Consider the following 17803-nt stretch of genomic DNA (forward strand, 5'->3'; position numbering starts at 1 on the left):
CATGAGAGCTGATCTGGAAATCATCCAGGAATGGATTCCCGCCGGTAGCCGTGTGCTCGACCTCGGTTGCGGCGACGGCGAACTGCTGACCTGGCTGCGGGACAACAAGCAAGTCACCGGTTATGGCCTGGAAAACGACGCGGACAACATCGCCGAGTGCGTGGCCAAGGGCATCAACGTGATCGAGCAGGACCTGGATAAGGGCCTGGGCAACTTTGCCAGCAACAGCTTCGACATCGTGGTCATGACCCAGGCCCTGCAAGCCGTGCACTACCCGGACAAAATCCTCGACGAAATGCTGCGGGTCGGTCGCCAGTGCATCATCACCTTCCCCAATTTCGGTCACTGGCGCTGCCGCTGGTACCTGGCGAGCAAGGGCCGGATGCCGGTGTCCGAGTTCCTGCCGTACACCTGGTACAACACGCCGAACATCCACTTCTGCACTTTCGGCGACTTTGAAGAACTGTGCCGCGAACGTGAAGCGAAGGTCATTGATCGGCTTGCCGTGGATCAACAGCACCGACACGGGTGGGCCAGTAAGCTATGGCCTAATCTGTTAGGTGAGATCGGTATCTACCGCGTCAGCAGCCCCGGGCTGCAAGACCACAAGGTCGCGGTCTGAACCACGACATTCCAAGGAGAACGATCATGGGTCGTCTAGCGCTGTTTGTACTTACTGCCTGCCTGAGCGTCACTGCCATGGCCGCCGACATCATCAAGAGCGAGCGCCAGGAAACCTTTGGCGACGTGACGGTGCACTACAACACCTTCAATTCCACTTACCTGACACCGGACATCGCCAAAGCGGCTGAACTGATCCGCAGCAAGAGCCAGGGCGTGATCAATGTGTCGGTCATCAAGGATGGCAAACCGCTGATGGCTCAGGTCAGCGGCACGGTCAAAGACCTGACCAGCCAAAGTGTGCCGTTGAGTTTCAAACAGGTCACCGAACAAGGCGCGATTTATTACATCGCCCAGTATCCAGTGCCTCAGCAGGAAATCCGCACGTTCGAGATCAAGGTCCAGAACGGCGATAAAATCAACACCATCAATTTCAACCAAGAGCTTTTCCCCGGCGAATGATGAACTTCACGCAACTCGTACTGGCCAGCCATAACGCCGGCAAACTCAAGGAACTCCAGGCCATGCTCGGCGAATCGGTGCAACTGCGCTCGATCGGCGAGTTCAGCAGCGTCGAGCCTGAAGAAACCGGCCTGTCGTTTGTTGAAAACGCCATCCTCAAGGCCCGTAACGCCGCGCGCATCTCCGGTCTGCCGGCGCTGGCCGATGATTCGGGGCTGGCAGTGGATTTCCTCGGCGGTGCGCCAGGGATCTATTCCGCTCGTTATGCCGACGGCAAGGGTGATGCGGCGAACAACGCCAAGCTGCTCGACGCTATGAAAGACGTGCCTGAAGCCGAGCGCGGTGCGCAGTTCGTTTGCGTCCTGGCGCTGGTGCGACATGCCGACGATCCGTTGCCGATCCTGTGCGAAGGTCTGTGGCAGGGGCGCATTCTGCCGGCGGCCAGCGGTGAGCACGGTTTTGGCTACGACCCGCTGTTCTGGGTGCCGTCTCGCGATTGCTCCAGCGCCGAGTTGAGCCCAAGCGAAAAGAACCTCATCAGCCACCGCGCCCGTGCAATGGATCTGCTGCGCCAGCGTCTAGGCTTGATATGACCCACGACTCATCCGCGTCGCCGCTGATCTTCGGCGGCGCCGCCCAATCGCCTCGGGCCGCGCTGCCAGTGCTGCCGCCCCTGGCGCTGTACATCCACATCCCGTGGTGTGTGCGCAAATGCCCTTATTGCGACTTCAACTCCCACACCGCCAGCCCCGTGCTGCCGGAAGAAGAGTACGTCGACGCGTTGCTGGCCGACCTCGATCAGGATTTGCACGCTGTCTACGGCCGCGAGTTGAGCTCGATCTTCTTCGGTGGCGGCACGCCGAGCCTGTTCAGCGCCCAAGCATTGGGCCGTTTGCTCAAAGGTGTCGAACAGCGGATTCCGTTCGCCAGCGACATCGAAATCACCCTGGAAGCCAATCCCGGGACCTTCGAGCAAGAGAAGTTCGTCGCCTACCGCGCGCTGGGCATCAATCGTTTGTCGATCGGCATCCAGAGCTTCCAGGAAGAGAAACTCAAGGCTCTGGGGCGGATCCACAACGGCGACGAAGCGGTACGCGCCGCCGGTATGGCCCGTCAGGCCGGGTTCGACAACTTCAACCTGGACCTGATGCACGGTTTGCCCGATCAGTCCCTGGATGATGCTTTGAGCGACCTGCGCCAGGCCATTGCCCTGAAGCCGACCCACCTGTCCTGGTATCAACTGACCCTGGAGCCGAACACGGTGTTCTGGAACCAGCCGCCGACGCTGCCTGAAGACGACACGTTGTGGGACATTCAGGAGGCCGGACAGGCGTTGCTGGCTGAGCACGGTTACGCGCAATACGAAGTCTCGGCCTATGCCCAACCCGGTCGACCGGCGCGGCATAACCTCAACTATTGGAGTTTCGGCGACTTCATCGGCATCGGCGCCGGCGCCCATGGCAAGCTCAGTCACCCGGACGGGCGCATCGTCCGAACCTGGAAGACCCGCTTGCCCAAGGACTACCTCAACCCGGCTAAAAGCTTCAAGGCTGGCGAGAAAGCCCTGACCAACGACGAGCTGCCGTTCGAGTTTCTGATGAACGCCCTGCGCCTGACCGAGGGCGTCGAATCGCGGCTGTATCCAGAACGCACCGGGTTACCCCTGGAAAGCCTCGCCGAAGGTCGACGGGAAGCCGAACAAAGCGGCTTGTTGCAGGTCGAACCGTCACGTCTGGCGGCCACCGAGCGCGGACAACTGTTTCTCAATGACTTGCTGCAGACATTTCTGAGCTGATTTCAGCCTTAAGGGAAAACCAATGGATCTGATCCTAGACCTGCTCGCCACCGTGTCCCGCTGGAGCCGTAGCAACCTGTCGGAAATCTCTCTGGCCCTGGTGGGCTGCCTGCTGGTGCTGTTTGGCTCGGACATCAAAGGCTGGGTCGAGCAACGCCTGGGCGGCCTCGCCGGCGCCTTGCGCGTCCCGATGATGGCCCTGCTGTGCATGGTCGGCAGCGGCGTCGCATTGATCTACGCCACGCCATGGATCATCAAAGGCCTGAGCCAGTTCAACAACTACAGCCTGGCGCCGGTGTTGTTGGTGGTGCTGGTGCTGATCGGCGTCGTCGCAGACCGCCGCTGAATCCCGAACACACCACAAAACAAATGTGGGAGCGGGCTTGCTCGCGAAGGCGTCGTGTCAGTCAACATCGATGTTGAATGAACAACCACCTTCGCGAGCAAGCCCGCTCCCACATGGGGTATTGCGTAGGGCTTAGGACTGCTTTTCGAACTTCAGGTCCCACACGCCATGCCCAAGTCGTTCGCCGCGGCGTTCGAACTTGGTGATCGGGCGTTCGGTCGGGCGCGGGACGCATTTGCCGTCTTCGGCGAGGTTGCGGTAGCCCGGCGCGACGTTCATCACTTCCAGCATGTACTCGGCGTACGGTTCCCAGTCGGTGGCCATGTGCAGAATGCCGCCGACCTTCAACTTGCTGCGCACCAGTTCAGCGAACGATGCCTGAACGATACGGCGCTTGTGGTGACGGCTCTTGTGCCATGGGTCCGGGAAAAACAGCATCAGACGATCGAGGCTGTTGTCAGCGACGCAATTGTTGAGCACTTCGATCGCGTCGCAATCGTAGACCCGCAAGTTAGTCAGGCCCTGAGTCAGCACGCCATTGAGCAGCGCGCCCACACCCGGACGGTGAACTTCCACACCGATGAAATCCTGCTCCGGCGAGGCTGCGGCCATTTCCAGCAGCGAATGGCCCATGCCGAAACCGATTTCCAGCGAACGCGGTGCCGAGCGGCCGAACACCTGGTCGAAGTCCACCGGCGCATCGGCCAGCGGCAGGACGAACAGCGGCGTGCCCTGTTCCAGACCTTTTTGCTGGCCTTCGGTCATGCGTCCGGCGCGCATCACGAAACTCTTGATACGGCGGTGTTGGCGCTCTTCGCCTTCTTCCGGCTGGATAGGCGTTTCGTTCGATTCAGTCATCAATGGCTCTTACTTGATCAGACCATCCAGCGGCGAGGAAGCGCTGGCATAGAGTTTTTTCGGCATGCGGCCGGCGAGGTAGGCCAAGCGACCTGCAACGATCGCATGTTTCATGGCTTCAGCCATCATGATCGGCTGCTGGGCATGGGCGATGGCCGAGTTCATCAGCACCGCTTCGCAACCCAGTTCCATGGCGATGGTGGCGTCGGAAGCGGTGCCGACACCGGCATCCACCAACACCGGAATCTTGGCTTCTTCGAGAATGATCTGCAGGTTGTACGGGTTGCAGATCCCCAGGCCCGTGCCGATCAGACCGGCCAGCGGCATGACCGCGATAACACCAATTTCCGCCAGTTGACGGGCGATGATCGGGTCATCGCTGGTGTAGACCATCACGTCGAAACCTTCCTTGACCAGCACTTCGGCGGCCTTGAGGGTTTCGATCACGTTAGGGAACAGGGTTTTCTGGTCCGCCAGCACTTCCAGCTTCACCAGGTTGTGGCCGCCAAGCAGCTCACGGGCCAGACGGCAGGTGCGCACGGCCTCGGTAGCGTCGAAGCAACCAGCGGTGTTCGGCAGGAAGGTGTAGCGATCCGGCGACAGGACTTCGAGCAGGTTCGGTTCGCCCGGGTTCTGGCCTAGGTTGGTGCGACGCACCGCGAAGGTGACGATCTCGGCACCCGAGGCTTCGATGGCCAGGCGGGTTTCTTCCATGTCGCGGTACTTGCCAGTGCCTACCAGCAAACGCGACTGGTAAGTACGACCGGCCAGCACGAAGGGCTTGTCGCTACGAACGATGCTCATGGGAAATCCTCTGTAGGGGTGAGGTTCTTGCAGAATTCCTTATTAACCAAACGCTGTGAAAACATCGCGAGCGAAGGAAAGACAAGGCAAAAACAGGCGAGGAAGCGGAGTCTACGGGTTGTAAATGAGCATTCCGAGCCTGTTTTTAACGCAGTATTTCTTGCGTGCGCCAAAGGCGCCCAGCATGCAGCAGTTTTCACAGTGTTTGGCGACTAGCCGCCGCCGATGGCGTGCACCACTTCGACATTGTCGCCGTCATTCAGCGTGGTGTCGGCATGCTGGCTGCGCGGGACGATATCCAGATTGAGTTCGACCGCTACCCGGCGTCCGGTCAATTCCAGACGGGTCAGCAGGGCCGCAACGGTTTCACCGTCGGGCAGTTCAAGGGATTCGCCGTTCAACTGAATGCGCATGCAAGAAGCCGCCATCATTTTTAGGGGCTGGCATTCTAGCCCGATCGGTCAGACTGACCCAAGCCATTCGTCTTGAAACACGATCCTTGTAGGAGCGAGGCTTGCCTGCGAAGGCGTAGTGTCAGTTGATGAAGAGGGTGCCTGACACTACGTCTTCGCAGGCAAGCCTCGCTCCTACAGGTTAATTCAAGCGCCAGGCGGCGAGCCCCAGGCAGAACCAGCCGACCAGGAATGCCAGGCCGCCGAAGGGCGTAACGATACCGAGCTTGCTCACACCAGTGATCGTCAGCAGATACAGACTGCCGGAAAACAGCAGGATGCCGATGGCAAACGACGCGCCGGCCCAGGTGATCAAGCGACCCGGAATCTGCGTGGCCAGCAGCGCCACGCCCAACAGTGCGAGAGTGTGCACCAGTTGGTAGGTGACGCCGGTGTGGAAAATCGCCAGGTATTCGGGGGTCAGACGGTTTTTCAAGCCATGGGCGGCGAACGCGCCAAGGGCAACGCCGGTGAAGCCGAAGAAAGCGGCCAGCATCAGAAAGCCACGCAGCATGAAGAACTCCAGTCAGACTCGATCAACAGGGTCTGTATAATGGCCCGCTCAACGGGTTCGGCCAAGCCATCTCTATGCTGCGTTTAATTTTGCGACGATTCACAAAGGCCCTGCTCTGGTTTGCGGGCGGCAGCGTGTTGCTGGTTCTGATTTTTCGCGTTGTACCACCACCGGGCACGGCGCTGATGGTCGAACGCAAGGTCGAATCCTGGTTTGACGGCGAACCCATCGATCTGCAGCGCACCTGGCAGCCTTGGGATCAGATCTCCGACGACCTGAAGGTCGCGGTGATTGCTGGCGAAGACCAGAAGTTCTCTGAACACTGGGGCTTCGATTTCGGCGCGATTCAAGCGGCGTTTGCCCATAACGAACGCGGCGGTACGATTCGCGGCGCCAGCACGTTAAGCCAGCAAGTATCGAAGAATCTGTTTTTGTGGTCCGGCCGCAGTTGGCTGCGCAAAGGCCTGGAAGCGTGGTTCACCGGGTTGATCGAAGTGTTATGGCCCAAGCAGCGGATTCTCGAGGTGTACCTGAACAGCGTCGAGTGGGATGACGGCGTGTTTGGCGCTGAAGCGGCGGCACGGCATCACTTTGGTGTGAGCGCTAAAGGTCTTAGCCGTCAGCAATCGAGCTTGCTGGCCGCTGTACTGCCAAACCCGAGGGTATGGAGTGCTAGCCATCCAACCAACTACGTCGCACGCCGGGCCGGTTGGATTCGACAGCAGATGAGTCAGTTGGGTGGCGATAGCTATCTGGTGGGGCTCAACGATTCGCGGCGCGCGCCCTGGGCTCAGTGATTGAACGCAATACCCCTGATCACTGAAGATCCCCTGTGGGAGCGGGCTTGCTCGCGAATGCGGTGCATCAGCCAACATCATTGCTGGATGACACGACGCATTCGCGAGCAAGCCCGCTCCCACAGGGGTTATGTGTTGAGCACAGAAACAAAAACGCCCCGATACTGATCGGGGCGTTTTTTATTGCCAACCCGCAGGTTATGCGGCGATCGACAACTTGAGCTTGTTCATCGCGCTCTTCTCAAGCTGACGAATACGCTCGGCCGACACGTTGTACTTCTGCGCCAGGTCGTGCAGCGTGGCTTTTTCTTCTGCCAGCCAGCGCTGGTAGAGGATGTCACGGCTGCGGTCGTCCAGCACTTCCAGCGCTTCGTGCAGGTTGTGGTTGGAGTTGTCGCTCCAGTCGGCATCTTCCAGTTGACGGGCCGGGTCGTACCGGTGGTCTTCCAGATAGTTGGCCGGCGATTGGAAAGCGCTGTCGTCGTCCGCTTCTGCGGCCGGGTCGAAGGCCATGTCATGGCCGGTCAGGCGACTTTCCATCTCGCGCACTTCCCGCGGCTCTACGCCGAGGCTTTCCGCCACACGGTGGACTTCCTCGTTGTTCAGCCACGCCAGACGTTTCTTCTGGCTGCGCAGGTTGAAGAACAGCTTGCGCTGGGCCTTGGTGGTCGCGACTTTCACAATGCGCCAGTTGCGCAGGATGAACTCGTGAATTTCCGCCTTGATCCAGTGCACAGCGAACGAAACCAGGCGCACACCCATTTCCGGGTTGAAACGCTTAACAGCCTTCATCAGGCCGACGTTGCCTTCCTGGATCAGGTCAGCCTGAGCCAGGCCGTAGCCGGAATAGCTACGGGCAATGTGTACGACAAAACGCAGGTGGGCGAGCACCATCTGCCGAGCCGCCCCCAAATCCTGCTCATAATAGAGACTCTCGGCCAGTTCACGCTCCTGCTCCGGTGTCAGCAATGGAATGCTGTTCACCGTGTGCACATAGGCCTCCAGGTTTGCGCCTGGGACCAGAGCATAAGCAGGTTGCAAAGAAGTGGTCATACGAAAAAACCTCCGACTTACATAACTCGTGCAGTTCAGCACTGCGAAAATTGACCGGAAACCAAAGGACAAGTTCCCATAAAAACCGAAAGGTCAATACGCGCAAAAAGATACTACTTCGGCGCCAACTCCCTGAGATGACGTGCGACTGCAATCCATGCACCGATATAACCCAACAGCACCGCGCCAAGCAAGAGCGACAGACCATCGGCAACTGGCACTCCGGCCAGCGCAAAATTACTGCCGTACAAGCCGGCCAATCCAACCACCGCGTCGTTCAGCCAGTTCAGGCCGAACGCCAATACGCCCCAGGACAGGATCCCGGCACCGAAGCCATAAAGCGCGCCCATGTACAGAAAGGGACGTCGCACATAGCTGTCCGTGCCGCCGACGAGTTTAATCACTTCTATCTCTGTGCGGCGGTTTTCAATATGAAGACGAATGGTATTGCCTATCACCAAAAGTAATGCAGACACCAAAAGCACGGTCAGACCGAAGACAAATCGGTCGCCCAGCTTGAGGATGGCGGCCAGACGCTCGACCCAGACTAGATCAAGTTGTGCCTGCTGTACCTTCGGCAGCTCGGAAAGTTTTTGTCTTAATGCTTCAAGCGTCGGCTTATCGACTTCGTTCGGGGTCACCAGAACCACGCCCGGCAGCGGGTTTTCCGGCAGCTCCTTCAGCGCTTCACCCAGACCGGACTGCTGCTGGAACTCTTCCAGGGCCTGATCGCGGCCGACATATTCAGCATCCGCGACGCCGGGCATGCCTTTGATCTGCTCGCGCAGCGACTCACCCTGTTCCGCACTGGCATTCAGTTCCAGGTACAGGGAAATCTGCGCCGCACGCTGCCAGGAGCCGCCCAGGCGCTCGACGTTATTCAGCAAAAGTGACAGCCCCATGGGCAAACTCAGGGCCACCGCCATCACCATGCAGGTGAAAAAGCTGCCGATCGGCTGTTTGCCCAACCGGCGCAAGCTGTCCAGCAGGCTGGCGCGATGACTTTCGATCCAGGCGCGCACAAGCGTGGCGAAATCCGGGCCGTCGTCATCGTCGCGTTTTTTCTTTTGCGGTTGCGGATCGGCAGCCTTCGGGGCCACACGCTCGGAAACCTTGGGGCTGCGAGTCGCACTCATACGCCAGCCTCCCCGTCGCCGATCAAGCGACCGCGTTGCAAAGTCAGCATGCGGTGGCGCATACGGGCGATCAGGGCCAGGTCGTGACTGGCGATAAGGACGCTGGTGCCCAGACGGTTGATGTCTTCGAACACACCCATGATCTCGGCCGCCAGGCGCGGGTCGAGGTTACCGGTTGGTTCATCCGCCAGCAGCAAGGCCGGGCGGTGAACGATGGCGCGGGCAATACCGACGCGCTGTTGCTGACCGGTGGACAGGTCGCCTGGGTACAGATCGGTCTTGTCCGAGAGAGCCACGCGCTCCAGGGCCGAATCCACGCGCTTGGCGATCTCGGGCTTGGACAGGCCGAGGATCTGCAACGGCAGTGCGATGTTATTGAACACAGTGCGATCGAACAGCAATTGGTGGTTCTGAAACACCACGCCGATCTGCCGACGCAGGTAAGGAATCTGTGCGTTGCTGATGGTGCCCAGGTCTTGCCCGGCCAGCAGCAGCTTGCCGGTGGTCGGACGCTCCATGGCCAGCAACAGCCGCAACAAGGTGCTTTTACCGGCGCCGGAATGGCCGGTGACAAACAAGAATTCGCCCCGACGGACTCGAAAGCTCAGCTCATGCAAGCCGACGTGACCGTTCGGGTAGCGTTTACCGACCTGTTCGAAACGGATCATGAACGCTCCCGCTCGGCAAACAATGCCTGGACAAAGGGTTCTGCTTCAAAGGTACGCAAGTCATCGATGCCTTCACCGACGCCGATGTAGCGGATTGGTAAGCCAAACTGCTTGGCCAGGGCAAAAATCACTCCGCCCTTGGCGGTGCCGTCGAGCTTGGTCAGCGCCAGGCCCGTCAACTGGACGGTCTGGTTGAACTGCTTGGCCTGGTTGATGGCGTTCTGGCCGGTACCGGCATCGAGCACCAGCAACACTTCGTGCGGCGCGTCGGCGTCGAGTTTGCTGATCACCCGGCGCACCTTCTTCAGTTCTTCCATCAGGTTGTCTTTGGTGTGCAGACGACCGGCGGTGTCGGCGATCAGTACATCAATGCCTCGGGCCTTGGCGGCCTGCACGGCATCGAAGATCACCGAAGCCGAATCAGCGCCAGTGTGCTGGGCGATCACCGGAATCTTGTTGCGCTCACCCCAAACCTGCAATTGCTCCACCGCTGCCGCGCGGAAGGTGTCACCGGCGGCGAGCATGACTTTCTTACCTTCCAGTTGCAGCTTCTTCGCCAGTTTGCCGATGGTGGTGGTCTTGCCGGCGCCGTTGACGCCGACCACCAGAATCACGAACGGCTTGTTCTGCGAAGTGATTTTCAGCGGTTGCTCAACGGGCTTGAGCATCGCCGCCAGCTCCGCTTGCAGGGATTTGTACAGTGCGTCGGCATCGGCCAGCTCTTTGCGCGCGACTTTTTGGGTCAGGCGCTGAATGATCACCGATGTCGCCTCGACGCCAACGTCGGCGGTCAGCAGACGGGTTTCGATGTCTTCGAGCAGTTCGTCATCGATGATCTTCTTGCCCAGGAACAGGCTGGCCATGCCTTCGCCGATGCTGGCGCTGGTCTTGGACAAGCCTTGCTTGAGGCGAGCAAAAAAACCGGCTTTGGTTTCTTCGGTGCGCGGTGGCTCGGCTGGAGTTTCGACGACGGCGACAGGTGCAGCAACTACAGGCGCGACGACCGGTGCAGGCGCTGGCTCCGGCGCTTTAACGACCGGCGCAACAGGCGCGACGACAGGCGCTACGAATGCAGGCACGACAGGCTCTGGAACAACCGGCGCAGACTCGACCACAACCACTGGCGCGACGACCGGCTCGATCACGGGCATATGAACCGGCTCAGGGGTAAACGCAATCGGGGCCGGAATCGGCGGCGTCACGTGCGGCGCCTGCTCGTCTTCGACCAATGCCACCGGCTCTTCCGCGACGGGCAGTGTCAGCCAAGGCTCGTGGGCTGGCGTCAGCGGCAACTCGGCCACGACTTCGACTTGAGGCTCAGGCTCAGGCTCAACTGGCTGCAACACCGGCTCGACGCTCGGCAGAACAATCGGTGCCGGCTCTTCTTCTATTACCGGCGCAAGCACTGGCTCAGGAATGGGCTGTGGCTGTTCGACGACGGGTTCCTGCGGCTTTTTGCGCAGCCATCCGAACAGGCTTTTCTTCTCGCCAGCCGCAGCTGGGGTCTTCTTGTCGTCGTTGGAACCAAACATGGAGGACGGCTATCTCACGGTAGCGACGCGCCAAAGGGCGCCCCGGCAAATAAATATTCGATGCAGAACAGACTGCGATTCACCCAGCTTGTTCACGCGCAACTATTTGTCGAGGTGCCAACGGCACCTCAAAGGTCGACTAATACGAAGGACTGGACCGGCATCGTCGGCGAAAACGCGGAGTTTAGCTGACAAACTCAAAGCTTTTGCCGGTAACCCATACAACCTGCGTGCCGATAAAAGGCCTCACAGGCGTGGCCGCCATCAAAACGGACCAGTATCCTAGCACCCTCTCGCCCGCTGACGCTAAGAACAAGCGGGCAGCTCAACAGGTTTAAAAACGTATGAATGCTCTAGCCCGCCGCGCTGCAGGCCTGCTGCTCAGCACAGTTTGTCTGCCCCTCTCGGCCCTGGCTGCCGATCCACAACCCACCCACGAATTCACCCTCGACAACGGCCTGAAGGTCGTCGTGCGCGAAGACCATCGTGCGCCAGTGGTGGTTTCCCAGATCTGGTACAAGGTCGGCTCCAGCTACGAGACCCCGGGCCAGACCGGCCTGTCCCACGCCCTGGAACACATGATGTTCAAGGGCAGTGAGAAAGTCGGCCCCGGCGAAGCGTCGCTGATCCTGCGCGACCTCGGCGCCGAAGAGAACGCATTCACCAGCGACGATTTCACGGCCTACTACCAAGTGCTGGCCCGCGACCGCTTGGGCGTGGCTTTCGAACTGGAAGCCGACCGCATGGCCAACTTGAAGCTGCCGGCCGACGAGTTCAGCCGCGAGATTGAGGTTATTAAGGAAGAACGTCGCCTGCGCACCGACGACAAGCCGATGTCCAAGGCCTACGAACGCTTCAAGGCCATGGCCTACCCGGCGAGCGGCTATCACACGCCGACCATCGGCTGGATGGCTGACCTGGATCGCATGAAGGTCGAAGAGCTGCGCAACTGGTACAAATCCTGGTACGTGCCGAACAACGCTACGCTGGTGGTGGTCGGCGACGTCACCCCGGATGAAGTCAAAGCCCTGGCCCAGCGTTACTTCGGCCCGATTGCCAAGCGCGACGTGCCACCGGCGAAAATACCGCTGGAACTGGCCGAGCCCGGCGAACGGCAGATCACCCTGCATGTGCAGACCCAACTGCCAAGCCTGATGCTGGCCTTCAACGTGCCGAGCATCGCCACCGCTGAAGACAAGCGTTCGGTGAATGCCTTGCGCCTGATCTCGGCCCTGCTCGACGGCGGCTACAGCGGTCGCATCCCGACACAACTGGAGCGCGGCGAAGAGCTGGTGTCCGGCGGTTCGTCGAGCTACGACGCCTACACCCGTGGTGACAGCCTATTCACCCTGTCCGCCAGCCCGAACACGCAAAAGAAGAAAACCATGGCCCAGGCCGAAGCCGGTCTGTGGAAGTTGCTCGAACAACTGAAAACCACCGCGCCATCGGCTGAAGAGCTGGAGCGCGTGCGGGCTCAGGTCATTGCCGGCCTGGTCTACGAGCGTGACTCGATCACCAGCCAGGCCACCTCTATCGGCCAACTGGAAACCGTCGGTCTGTCGTGGAAACTGATGGACACCGAACTGGCCGATCTGGAAAGCGTTACCCCCGAAGACATCCAGAAAGCCGCCAAGCTGTATTTCACCCGCGAACGTCTCAGCGTCGCCCATGTACTTCCACTGGAGACGACTCATGAGTGAGCGTAAAAAACCGCGCCTGGCGCTGATCGGGCTGATCCTGGTGGCATTGATCGGTTCGGCAACGGTCTACCTGTTGCGCCCTGACGATTCCAAGGCCAGCGAAGCCCTCGACAAAGCCAAGTCCAGCCAGAAACTGCAATCCCTGGCTGAACTCGACGGCAAGGCTCCGAGCCATCGCAACATGAATGTGCAGAGCTGGACCACCGCCGAAGGCGCCAAGGTGTTGTTCGTCGAAGCCCGTGAGCTGCCGATGTTCGACATGCGCCTGATCTTCGCCGCCGGCAGCAGCCAGGACGGCAACGCACCTGGCCTCGCGCTGTTGACCAACGCCATGCTCAACGAAGGCGTGGCCGGCAAGGATGTCGGCGCCATCGCCCAGGGCTTCGAAGGCTTGGGCGCCGACTTCGGCAACGGTGCCTACAAAGACATGGCGGTGGCGTCGCTGCGCAGTTTGAGCGCCGTGGACAAACGCGAACCGGCCTTGCAGTTGTTCTCTGAAGTCATCGGCAAGCCGACCTTCCCCGCCGACTCGTTCGCACGCATCAAGAACCAGATGCTCGCCGGTTTCGAATACCAGAAGCAGAACCCCGGCAAACTGGCCGGTCTCGAACTGATGAAGCGTCTTTACGGCGATCACCCTTACGCCAACTCCAGCGACGGCACGGCGACAACTGTTCCGGCGATCACCCTGGCGCAGCTGCGGGCCTTCCATGAGAAAGCCTACGCCGCCGGCAACGTGGTGATTGCGCTGGTCGGCGATCTATCCCGCGCCGAGGCCGAGGCGATTGCCGCGCAAGTCTCCAGCGCCCTGCCGAAAGGCCCGGCCCTGGCGAAAATCCCGCAACCTGTCGAGCCCAAGGCCAGCATCGGCCACATCGAGTTCCCGTCCAAGCAGACCAACCTGATGCTCGCGCAACTGGGTATCGACCGTGATGACCCCGACTACGCGGCACTGTCCATGGGCAACCAGATCCTTGGTGGCGGTGGTTTTGGCACGCGCTTGATGAGCGAAGTGCGCGAGAAGCGTGGCCTGACTTACGGCATCTATTCGGGCTTCACCCCGATGCAGGCCCGTGGTCCGTTCATGATCAACCTGCAGACCCGCGCCGAAATGAGCGAAGGCACCCTGAAACTGGTGCAGGACGTACTCGCGGACTACCTTAAAACCGGCCCGACCCAGAAAGAACTTGACGACGCCAAGCGTGAACTGGCCGGCAGCTTCCCGCTGTCCACCGCCAGCAACGCCGATATCGTCGGCCAACTCGGTGCCATGGGCTTCTACAACCTGCCGCTGAGCTATCTGGAAGACTTCATGCAGCAGTCCCAGAGCCTGACCGTCGAGCAGGTGAAAGCCGCACTGAACAAACACCTGAGCACGGACAAAATGGTCATCGTCACCGCTGGCCCGACCGTGCCGCAAAAGCCGTTACCGGCCCCATCTGATAAACCCACCGAGCAGCCGCTCGGGGTTCCGGAGCATTAATGGCCAGTCCATCGCGTCCTAAAAAACCTGTTCACAACGTGCATAACGGCGTGAACCAACTGCGCATCATCGGCGGCGAATGGGGCAGCCGGAAGCTGAGCTTCCCCGATGCGCCGGGCCTGCGTCCGACCCCGGACCGGGTGCGTGAAACCCTGTTCAACTGGCTCGCGCCGTACATCGCCGGGGCCAAGGTGCTGGATCCGTTTGCCGGCAGCGGCGCGTTGTTCCTTGAAGCGTTGTCCCGTGGCGCCGCCATGGGTCAGGCGCTGGATGCCAGCAACATCGCGGTGTCCAGCATCAAGGAACACCTCGGCACCCTGCGCTGCACCACCGGCCAGGTACAGACCGCCGATGCGTTGCGCTACTTGGAAACCCAGGCTGCGACGGCGTACGACGTGGTGTTCCTCGACCCGCCGTTCAACCAGGACCTGTTGCCAGGTGTTTGTGCCTTGCTCGAAGAGCGTCAGTGGCTGGCCGATGACGCCTGGGTCTACACCGAAAGCGAAAACGCCCCATCGGCGCTGGGTTTGCCGGGCAACTGGCGCCTGCACCGGGAGCAGAAATCCGGACGGGTGTACTACGCGTTATGGCAGCGTAGCCCGCTGGCAGGCTGACCCCGTCGTCAGCCTGACGTGAAACAAGGCATTCCGTGCGGTAAATAGTTACCGCCAAATGCCTCGTCCGAACATCCACAGTGGTTTACGTAATCTCCGTAAACCACTGAGGATGAACACGGATGAACATCTCTCGCAGCAGGATGCTGCTCTTTTCCTGGCTACTGCCCTTAACGGCACTGGCTGATCCCGTACAACCGACCCACGAATTCACTCTGCACAACGGCCTGAAAGTCGTGGTGCGTGAGGACCATCGCGCGCCCGTGGTGACTTCGCAACTCTGGTTCAAGGTCGGCTCCAGTGATGAATCGCCGGGGCAATCCGGTCTGTCTCACGCCTTGGAACACATGCTTTACAAGGGCAGTAGCAAGACCTGCACCGGCGAAGCTTCGGCGATTCTGGACAACCTTGGCGCGTCACAAAACGCCTTTACCGACAAGGACGTGACCACTTACTACCAGACCCTGCAACCGCATCAACTGGGCGTCGCTTTCGAGTTGATGGCCGACATGATGTCCACCGCGCACCTGCGCGCCGAGGATTTCATTCCGGAACTGGCGGTCATTCAGGAAGAACGTCGGTTTCGGGTCGACGATGATCCAGAAGGGGTCGCACACGAGCGCCTCACGCGCCTGGCCTTCCCGGCCAGCAGCTACGGCGCACCGGTCATCGGCTGGATGCACGACTTGCAGCGCCTGACCGCCGACGACCTGCGCCACTGGTATCAAAGCCGCTACGCCCCGGGTAACGCCACGCTCGTTATTGTCGGGGACGTGACACTGGAAAACGTCCAGCCCCTGGCCGAGCGTTACTTCGGCGCCCTCCCTGCCAAACCATTTGTCACCACCCGCCCCCCTCTGGAACTGGCCGAACCCGGCGAGCGCAAAATCATCCTGCACCAGGCGATTTCGGCGCCTCGGCTGAGCATGTCGTTCAACGTTCCGAGCCTGGCCAGCGCCGAAAACCGTCGCTCGGTACACGCACTTCAACTGCTCGAAACCTTGCTGGCCGGCTCGAACAGCGCCCGCCTGAATAAGCGCCTGCAATTTACCGAAAGGTTGTTTTCGAGCATTTCATCCAGTTACAACCCGTTGTATCGCGGCGACAGTCTTTTCACCCTCAACGCCCAGCTCAACACTCAAAGCACCGCCAGCCTTGAACAGGCACAGGTGCAGATCTGGACGCTGCTCGACGAACTCAAGGCTACCCCTCCCGACAGCGTCGAACTGGAACGCGCTCGTACGTTGCTGATTGCCCGGCAAATCTATAACCGCGATTCCATCGAAAACCAGGCGGATCACCTCGGTGCGCTAGAGAGCATCGGCCTGTCCGGGCGGCTGATGGACGAGGACGTCAATGAACTGAACCAGGTGACCCCGCAAGACATTCAGCAAGTCGCGCAGACCTACCTGACCCGCCAACGCCTGAGCACCGCCCATGTTCTCGTGGAGAAAACCCATGAATAAATTCACCTGCGTGACGCTGGGACTCTTAGTCCTGGGTGGCCTGCAAGGCTGCCTCGCCTTGGCCGACACCGAGCCGCAGCAACCTGCCGCTATCGAACCCTCACGCCTGCAATCCCTGGCAGAGCTGGACGAACAGGCAGTCACCCCGCGCGCCCTGAAAATTCACGGCTGGAAATCACCCTCCGGCGGCAAGGTGTTGTTTATCCGCACCCCGGAGCTGCCGATGTTCGACCTGCATGTGAGCTTTCCTGCCGGCAGCGCGCAAGATGGCACCCATCCCGGATTGGCGGCAGCAACCTTCAGCCTGCTCAATGAAGGTGTGCCGGGCAAGGACCTGTCAGCGATCATGGAAACCCTGGATGGCCTCGGGGCGAAACTCGGTATGAACATCGAGCAGGACCGCGCCTCCTTTTCCCTGCGCAGCTTGTCGGCCGCCGAACAGCGCGATCCGGCCCTGTTGCTGCTTACGCAGATCCTGGGCCAGCCATTGCTGAGTGAGGAAGCGTTGGTCAACGTCAAAAAAGAACTGACCAATCTCCTCAAGGCCCGGCAGCAGGACCCCGATTCACAAATCGCCCACGCCATGAATGAGCTGCTGTTGCCGGGGCACCCATATGCCCAGCCGATTTACGGTACGGAACAAAGTGTGGAGCTGCTCTCTCGGGAACAGGTCCAGGCGTTTCATCGACAAGCCTATGCCGGAGCTAACGCGGTGATCACGCTGGTCGGCGACCTGACGCTGGAACAAGCCCAGAACATGAGCTTGCAGGTTTTCAATGCGTTGCCCGTCGGCGCCGAAATGGCACCGGTGACGCCAGTCCCGCGCCGACAAGACGCGACAGCATCGCGCCATATAGAACGCCCTTTGACCCAGACGCAAATTTTGTTGGGCCAGCCTGGGGTGACACGCCAACATCCCGATTACGTAGCGCTGACCGTGGCCCACACGATTTTCGGCGGGCAGAAAGTCTCTTCCCGATTGATGACAGAACTCAGGGAAAAACGCGGACTGACCTACGTGGTGCAACTGAAGACAGCTTTCCTGCAAGGGGGCGGCACAGCCATCATCAGTATGAAAACCAGCCCGCAGTTCAGCGATGGCGCGGTGAAACTGGTGCAGTCGATGTACCGCGATTACTTGCAAACGGGTCCGACCCAGCAGGAACTCGACGACACCCTGCGCCAACTGCGCAGCACCAGCGTGCTCAACAGCGCCAGCAATTCGCAGATTCTTTCCCGACTGGTCACGATCAACCAGTATGACTTGCCGCTTGATCTGGATTTTTCAGTCGAACAAGCTCAAGGGTTGACCGTTGCGCAAATCAAAGAGGCCTTGAACCGGCACTTTGATGCGGACCAATGGCGGGTGGTGACCTTGGGCCCGACCGTGGAGCAACTGCCGTTGCCTCTGCCTGCCAGCAAAGTGCCGCAGAGCATGTGTCGCGCCGAGACGGGGTTTGTGGCAAGTTAGTTTCTTTGGACATCGGTGGCCGGGCCTGGCT

General features: G+C 60.1%; 19 protein-coding genes. 11 read left to right on the top strand and 8 right to left on the bottom strand.

Features of this window, described 5'->3' with window-relative positions; all coding sequences use genetic code 11:
- Position 1: 1 nt before the first annotated feature.
- Genes metW through ACWIKB_RS01155 form a run of 5 tightly spaced genes read left to right on the top strand, consistent with a single transcriptional unit; the run spans position 2 to position 3224 of the window.
- Entirely contained in the window at positions 2 to 622 is a 621-nt protein-coding gene (gene metW, locus ACWIKB_RS01135) for a methionine biosynthesis protein MetW (RefSeq protein ID WP_403023057.1), read from the top strand.
- A 26-nt stretch (positions 623 to 648) separates the two neighbouring features.
- Entirely contained in the window at positions 649 to 1083 is a 435-nt protein-coding gene (locus ACWIKB_RS01140; protein ID WP_475264982.1) for a DUF4426 domain-containing protein, read from the top strand.
- Positions 1080 to 1676 carry an RdgB/HAM1 family non-canonical purine NTP pyrophosphatase gene (rdgB, locus tag ACWIKB_RS01145; RefSeq protein ID WP_475264983.1) on the top strand — a complete coding sequence of 199 codons (597 nt, stop codon included), beginning with the start codon at positions 1080 to 1082 and terminating at the stop codon, positions 1674 to 1676. Before ACWIKB_RS01140 ends, rdgB begins: the two co-directional genes overlap by 4 nt.
- Positions 1673 to 2878 carry a radical SAM family heme chaperone HemW gene (gene hemW, locus ACWIKB_RS01150; protein WP_475264984.1) on the top strand — a complete coding sequence of 402 codons (1206 nt, stop codon included), beginning with the start codon at positions 1673 to 1675 and terminating at the stop codon, positions 2876 to 2878. Before rdgB ends, hemW begins: the two co-directional genes overlap by 4 nt.
- A gap of 22 nt (positions 2879 to 2900) precedes the next feature.
- Positions 2901 to 3224 (top strand): DUF3392 domain-containing protein, encoded by a 324-nt coding sequence (locus ACWIKB_RS01155; protein ID WP_475264985.1) that lies wholly within the window; start codon positions 2901 to 2903, stop codon positions 3222 to 3224.
- 132 nt (positions 3225 to 3356) lie between these two features.
- Here ACWIKB_RS01155 and trmB read toward each other — a convergent pair whose 3' ends face one another.
- The 4 genes from trmB to ACWIKB_RS01175 form a co-directional block, all read right to left on the bottom strand.
- The gene (gene trmB, locus ACWIKB_RS01160; protein ID WP_475264986.1) at positions 3357 to 4082 is read right to left on the bottom strand and encodes a tRNA (guanosine(46)-N7)-methyltransferase TrmB; all 726 of its coding nucleotides are present in this window, start codon (positions 4080 to 4082) and stop codon (positions 3357 to 3359) included.
- Positions 4083 to 4091: 9 nt separating this feature from the next.
- A complete protein-coding gene (locus ACWIKB_RS01165; RefSeq protein ID WP_008068101.1) occupies positions 4092 to 4886 on the bottom strand; it encodes a thiazole synthase in 795 nt (264 codons plus the stop codon).
- A 212-nt stretch (positions 4887 to 5098) separates the two neighbouring features.
- On the bottom strand, positions 5099 to 5299 hold the full coding sequence (gene thiS, locus ACWIKB_RS01170) for a sulfur carrier protein ThiS (RefSeq protein WP_165557463.1): 201 nt from the start codon (positions 5297 to 5299) through the stop codon (positions 5099 to 5101).
- A 181-nt stretch (positions 5300 to 5480) separates the two neighbouring features.
- Positions 5481 to 5852 (bottom strand): DUF423 domain-containing protein, encoded by a 372-nt coding sequence (locus tag ACWIKB_RS01175; protein WP_475264987.1) that lies wholly within the window; start codon positions 5850 to 5852, stop codon positions 5481 to 5483.
- Between the two features lie 74 nt (positions 5853 to 5926).
- Here ACWIKB_RS01175 and mtgA point away from each other — a divergent pair, with 74 nt between their 5' ends.
- Entirely contained in the window at positions 5927 to 6649 is a 723-nt protein-coding gene (gene mtgA, locus ACWIKB_RS01180) for a monofunctional biosynthetic peptidoglycan transglycosylase (protein ID WP_475264988.1), read from the top strand.
- 198 nt (positions 6650 to 6847) lie between these two features.
- Here mtgA and rpoH read toward each other — a convergent pair whose 3' ends face one another.
- The 4 genes from rpoH to ftsY all read right to left on the bottom strand — a co-directional run bounded on the left by rpoH (position 6848) and on the right by ftsY (position 11038).
- Positions 6848 to 7702 (bottom strand): RNA polymerase sigma factor RpoH, encoded by an 855-nt coding sequence (gene rpoH, locus ACWIKB_RS01185; protein ID WP_003176698.1) that lies wholly within the window; start codon positions 7700 to 7702, stop codon positions 6848 to 6850.
- A 113-nt stretch (positions 7703 to 7815) separates the two neighbouring features.
- Entirely contained in the window at positions 7816 to 8838 is a 1023-nt protein-coding gene (gene ftsX / locus ACWIKB_RS01190; RefSeq protein WP_475264989.1) for a permease-like cell division protein FtsX, read from the bottom strand.
- Positions 8835 to 9506, bottom strand: coding sequence for a cell division ATP-binding protein FtsE (gene ftsE / locus ACWIKB_RS01195; RefSeq protein ID WP_201190075.1), 672 nt, complete (start codon positions 9504 to 9506; stop codon positions 8835 to 8837). Before ftsE ends, ftsX begins: the two co-directional genes overlap by 4 nt.
- Entirely contained in the window at positions 9503 to 11038 is a 1536-nt protein-coding gene (ftsY, locus tag ACWIKB_RS01200) for a signal recognition particle-docking protein FtsY (RefSeq protein ID WP_475264990.1), read from the bottom strand. The genes ftsE and ftsY overlap by 4 nt, the downstream gene beginning before the upstream one ends.
- Positions 11039 to 11382: 344 nt before the next feature.
- Here ftsY and ACWIKB_RS01205 point away from each other — a divergent pair, with 344 nt between their 5' ends.
- The 5 genes from ACWIKB_RS01205 to ACWIKB_RS01225 all read left to right on the top strand — a co-directional run bounded on the left by ACWIKB_RS01205 (position 11383) and on the right by ACWIKB_RS01225 (position 17772).
- Positions 11383 to 12738 carry a M16 family metallopeptidase gene (locus ACWIKB_RS01205; RefSeq protein ID WP_475264991.1) on the top strand — a complete coding sequence of 452 codons (1356 nt, stop codon included), beginning with the start codon at positions 11383 to 11385 and terminating at the stop codon, positions 12736 to 12738.
- Positions 12731 to 14221 carry a M16 family metallopeptidase gene (locus ACWIKB_RS01210; protein ID WP_475264992.1) on the top strand — a complete coding sequence of 497 codons (1491 nt, stop codon included), beginning with the start codon at positions 12731 to 12733 and terminating at the stop codon, positions 14219 to 14221. The genes ACWIKB_RS01205 and ACWIKB_RS01210 overlap by 8 nt, the downstream gene beginning before the upstream one ends.
- Entirely contained in the window at positions 14221 to 14835 is a 615-nt protein-coding gene (gene rsmD / locus ACWIKB_RS01215; protein WP_163910917.1) for a 16S rRNA (guanine(966)-N(2))-methyltransferase RsmD, read from the top strand. The genes ACWIKB_RS01210 and rsmD overlap by 1 nt, the downstream gene beginning before the upstream one ends.
- A gap of 122 nt (positions 14836 to 14957) precedes the next feature.
- The gene (locus ACWIKB_RS01220) at positions 14958 to 16301 is read left to right on the top strand and encodes a M16 family metallopeptidase (protein WP_475264993.1); all 1344 of its coding nucleotides are present in this window, start codon (positions 14958 to 14960) and stop codon (positions 16299 to 16301) included.
- Positions 16294 to 17772: a M16 family metallopeptidase gene (locus ACWIKB_RS01225; RefSeq protein WP_475264994.1), complete on the top strand. Its 1479-nt coding sequence runs from the start codon at positions 16294 to 16296 to the stop codon at positions 17770 to 17772. The genes ACWIKB_RS01220 and ACWIKB_RS01225 overlap by 8 nt, the downstream gene beginning before the upstream one ends.
- Positions 17773 to 17803: the final 31 nt, after the last annotated feature.

It is taken from the genome of Pseudomonas sp. 5Vm1k (genome assembly GCF_056161485.1).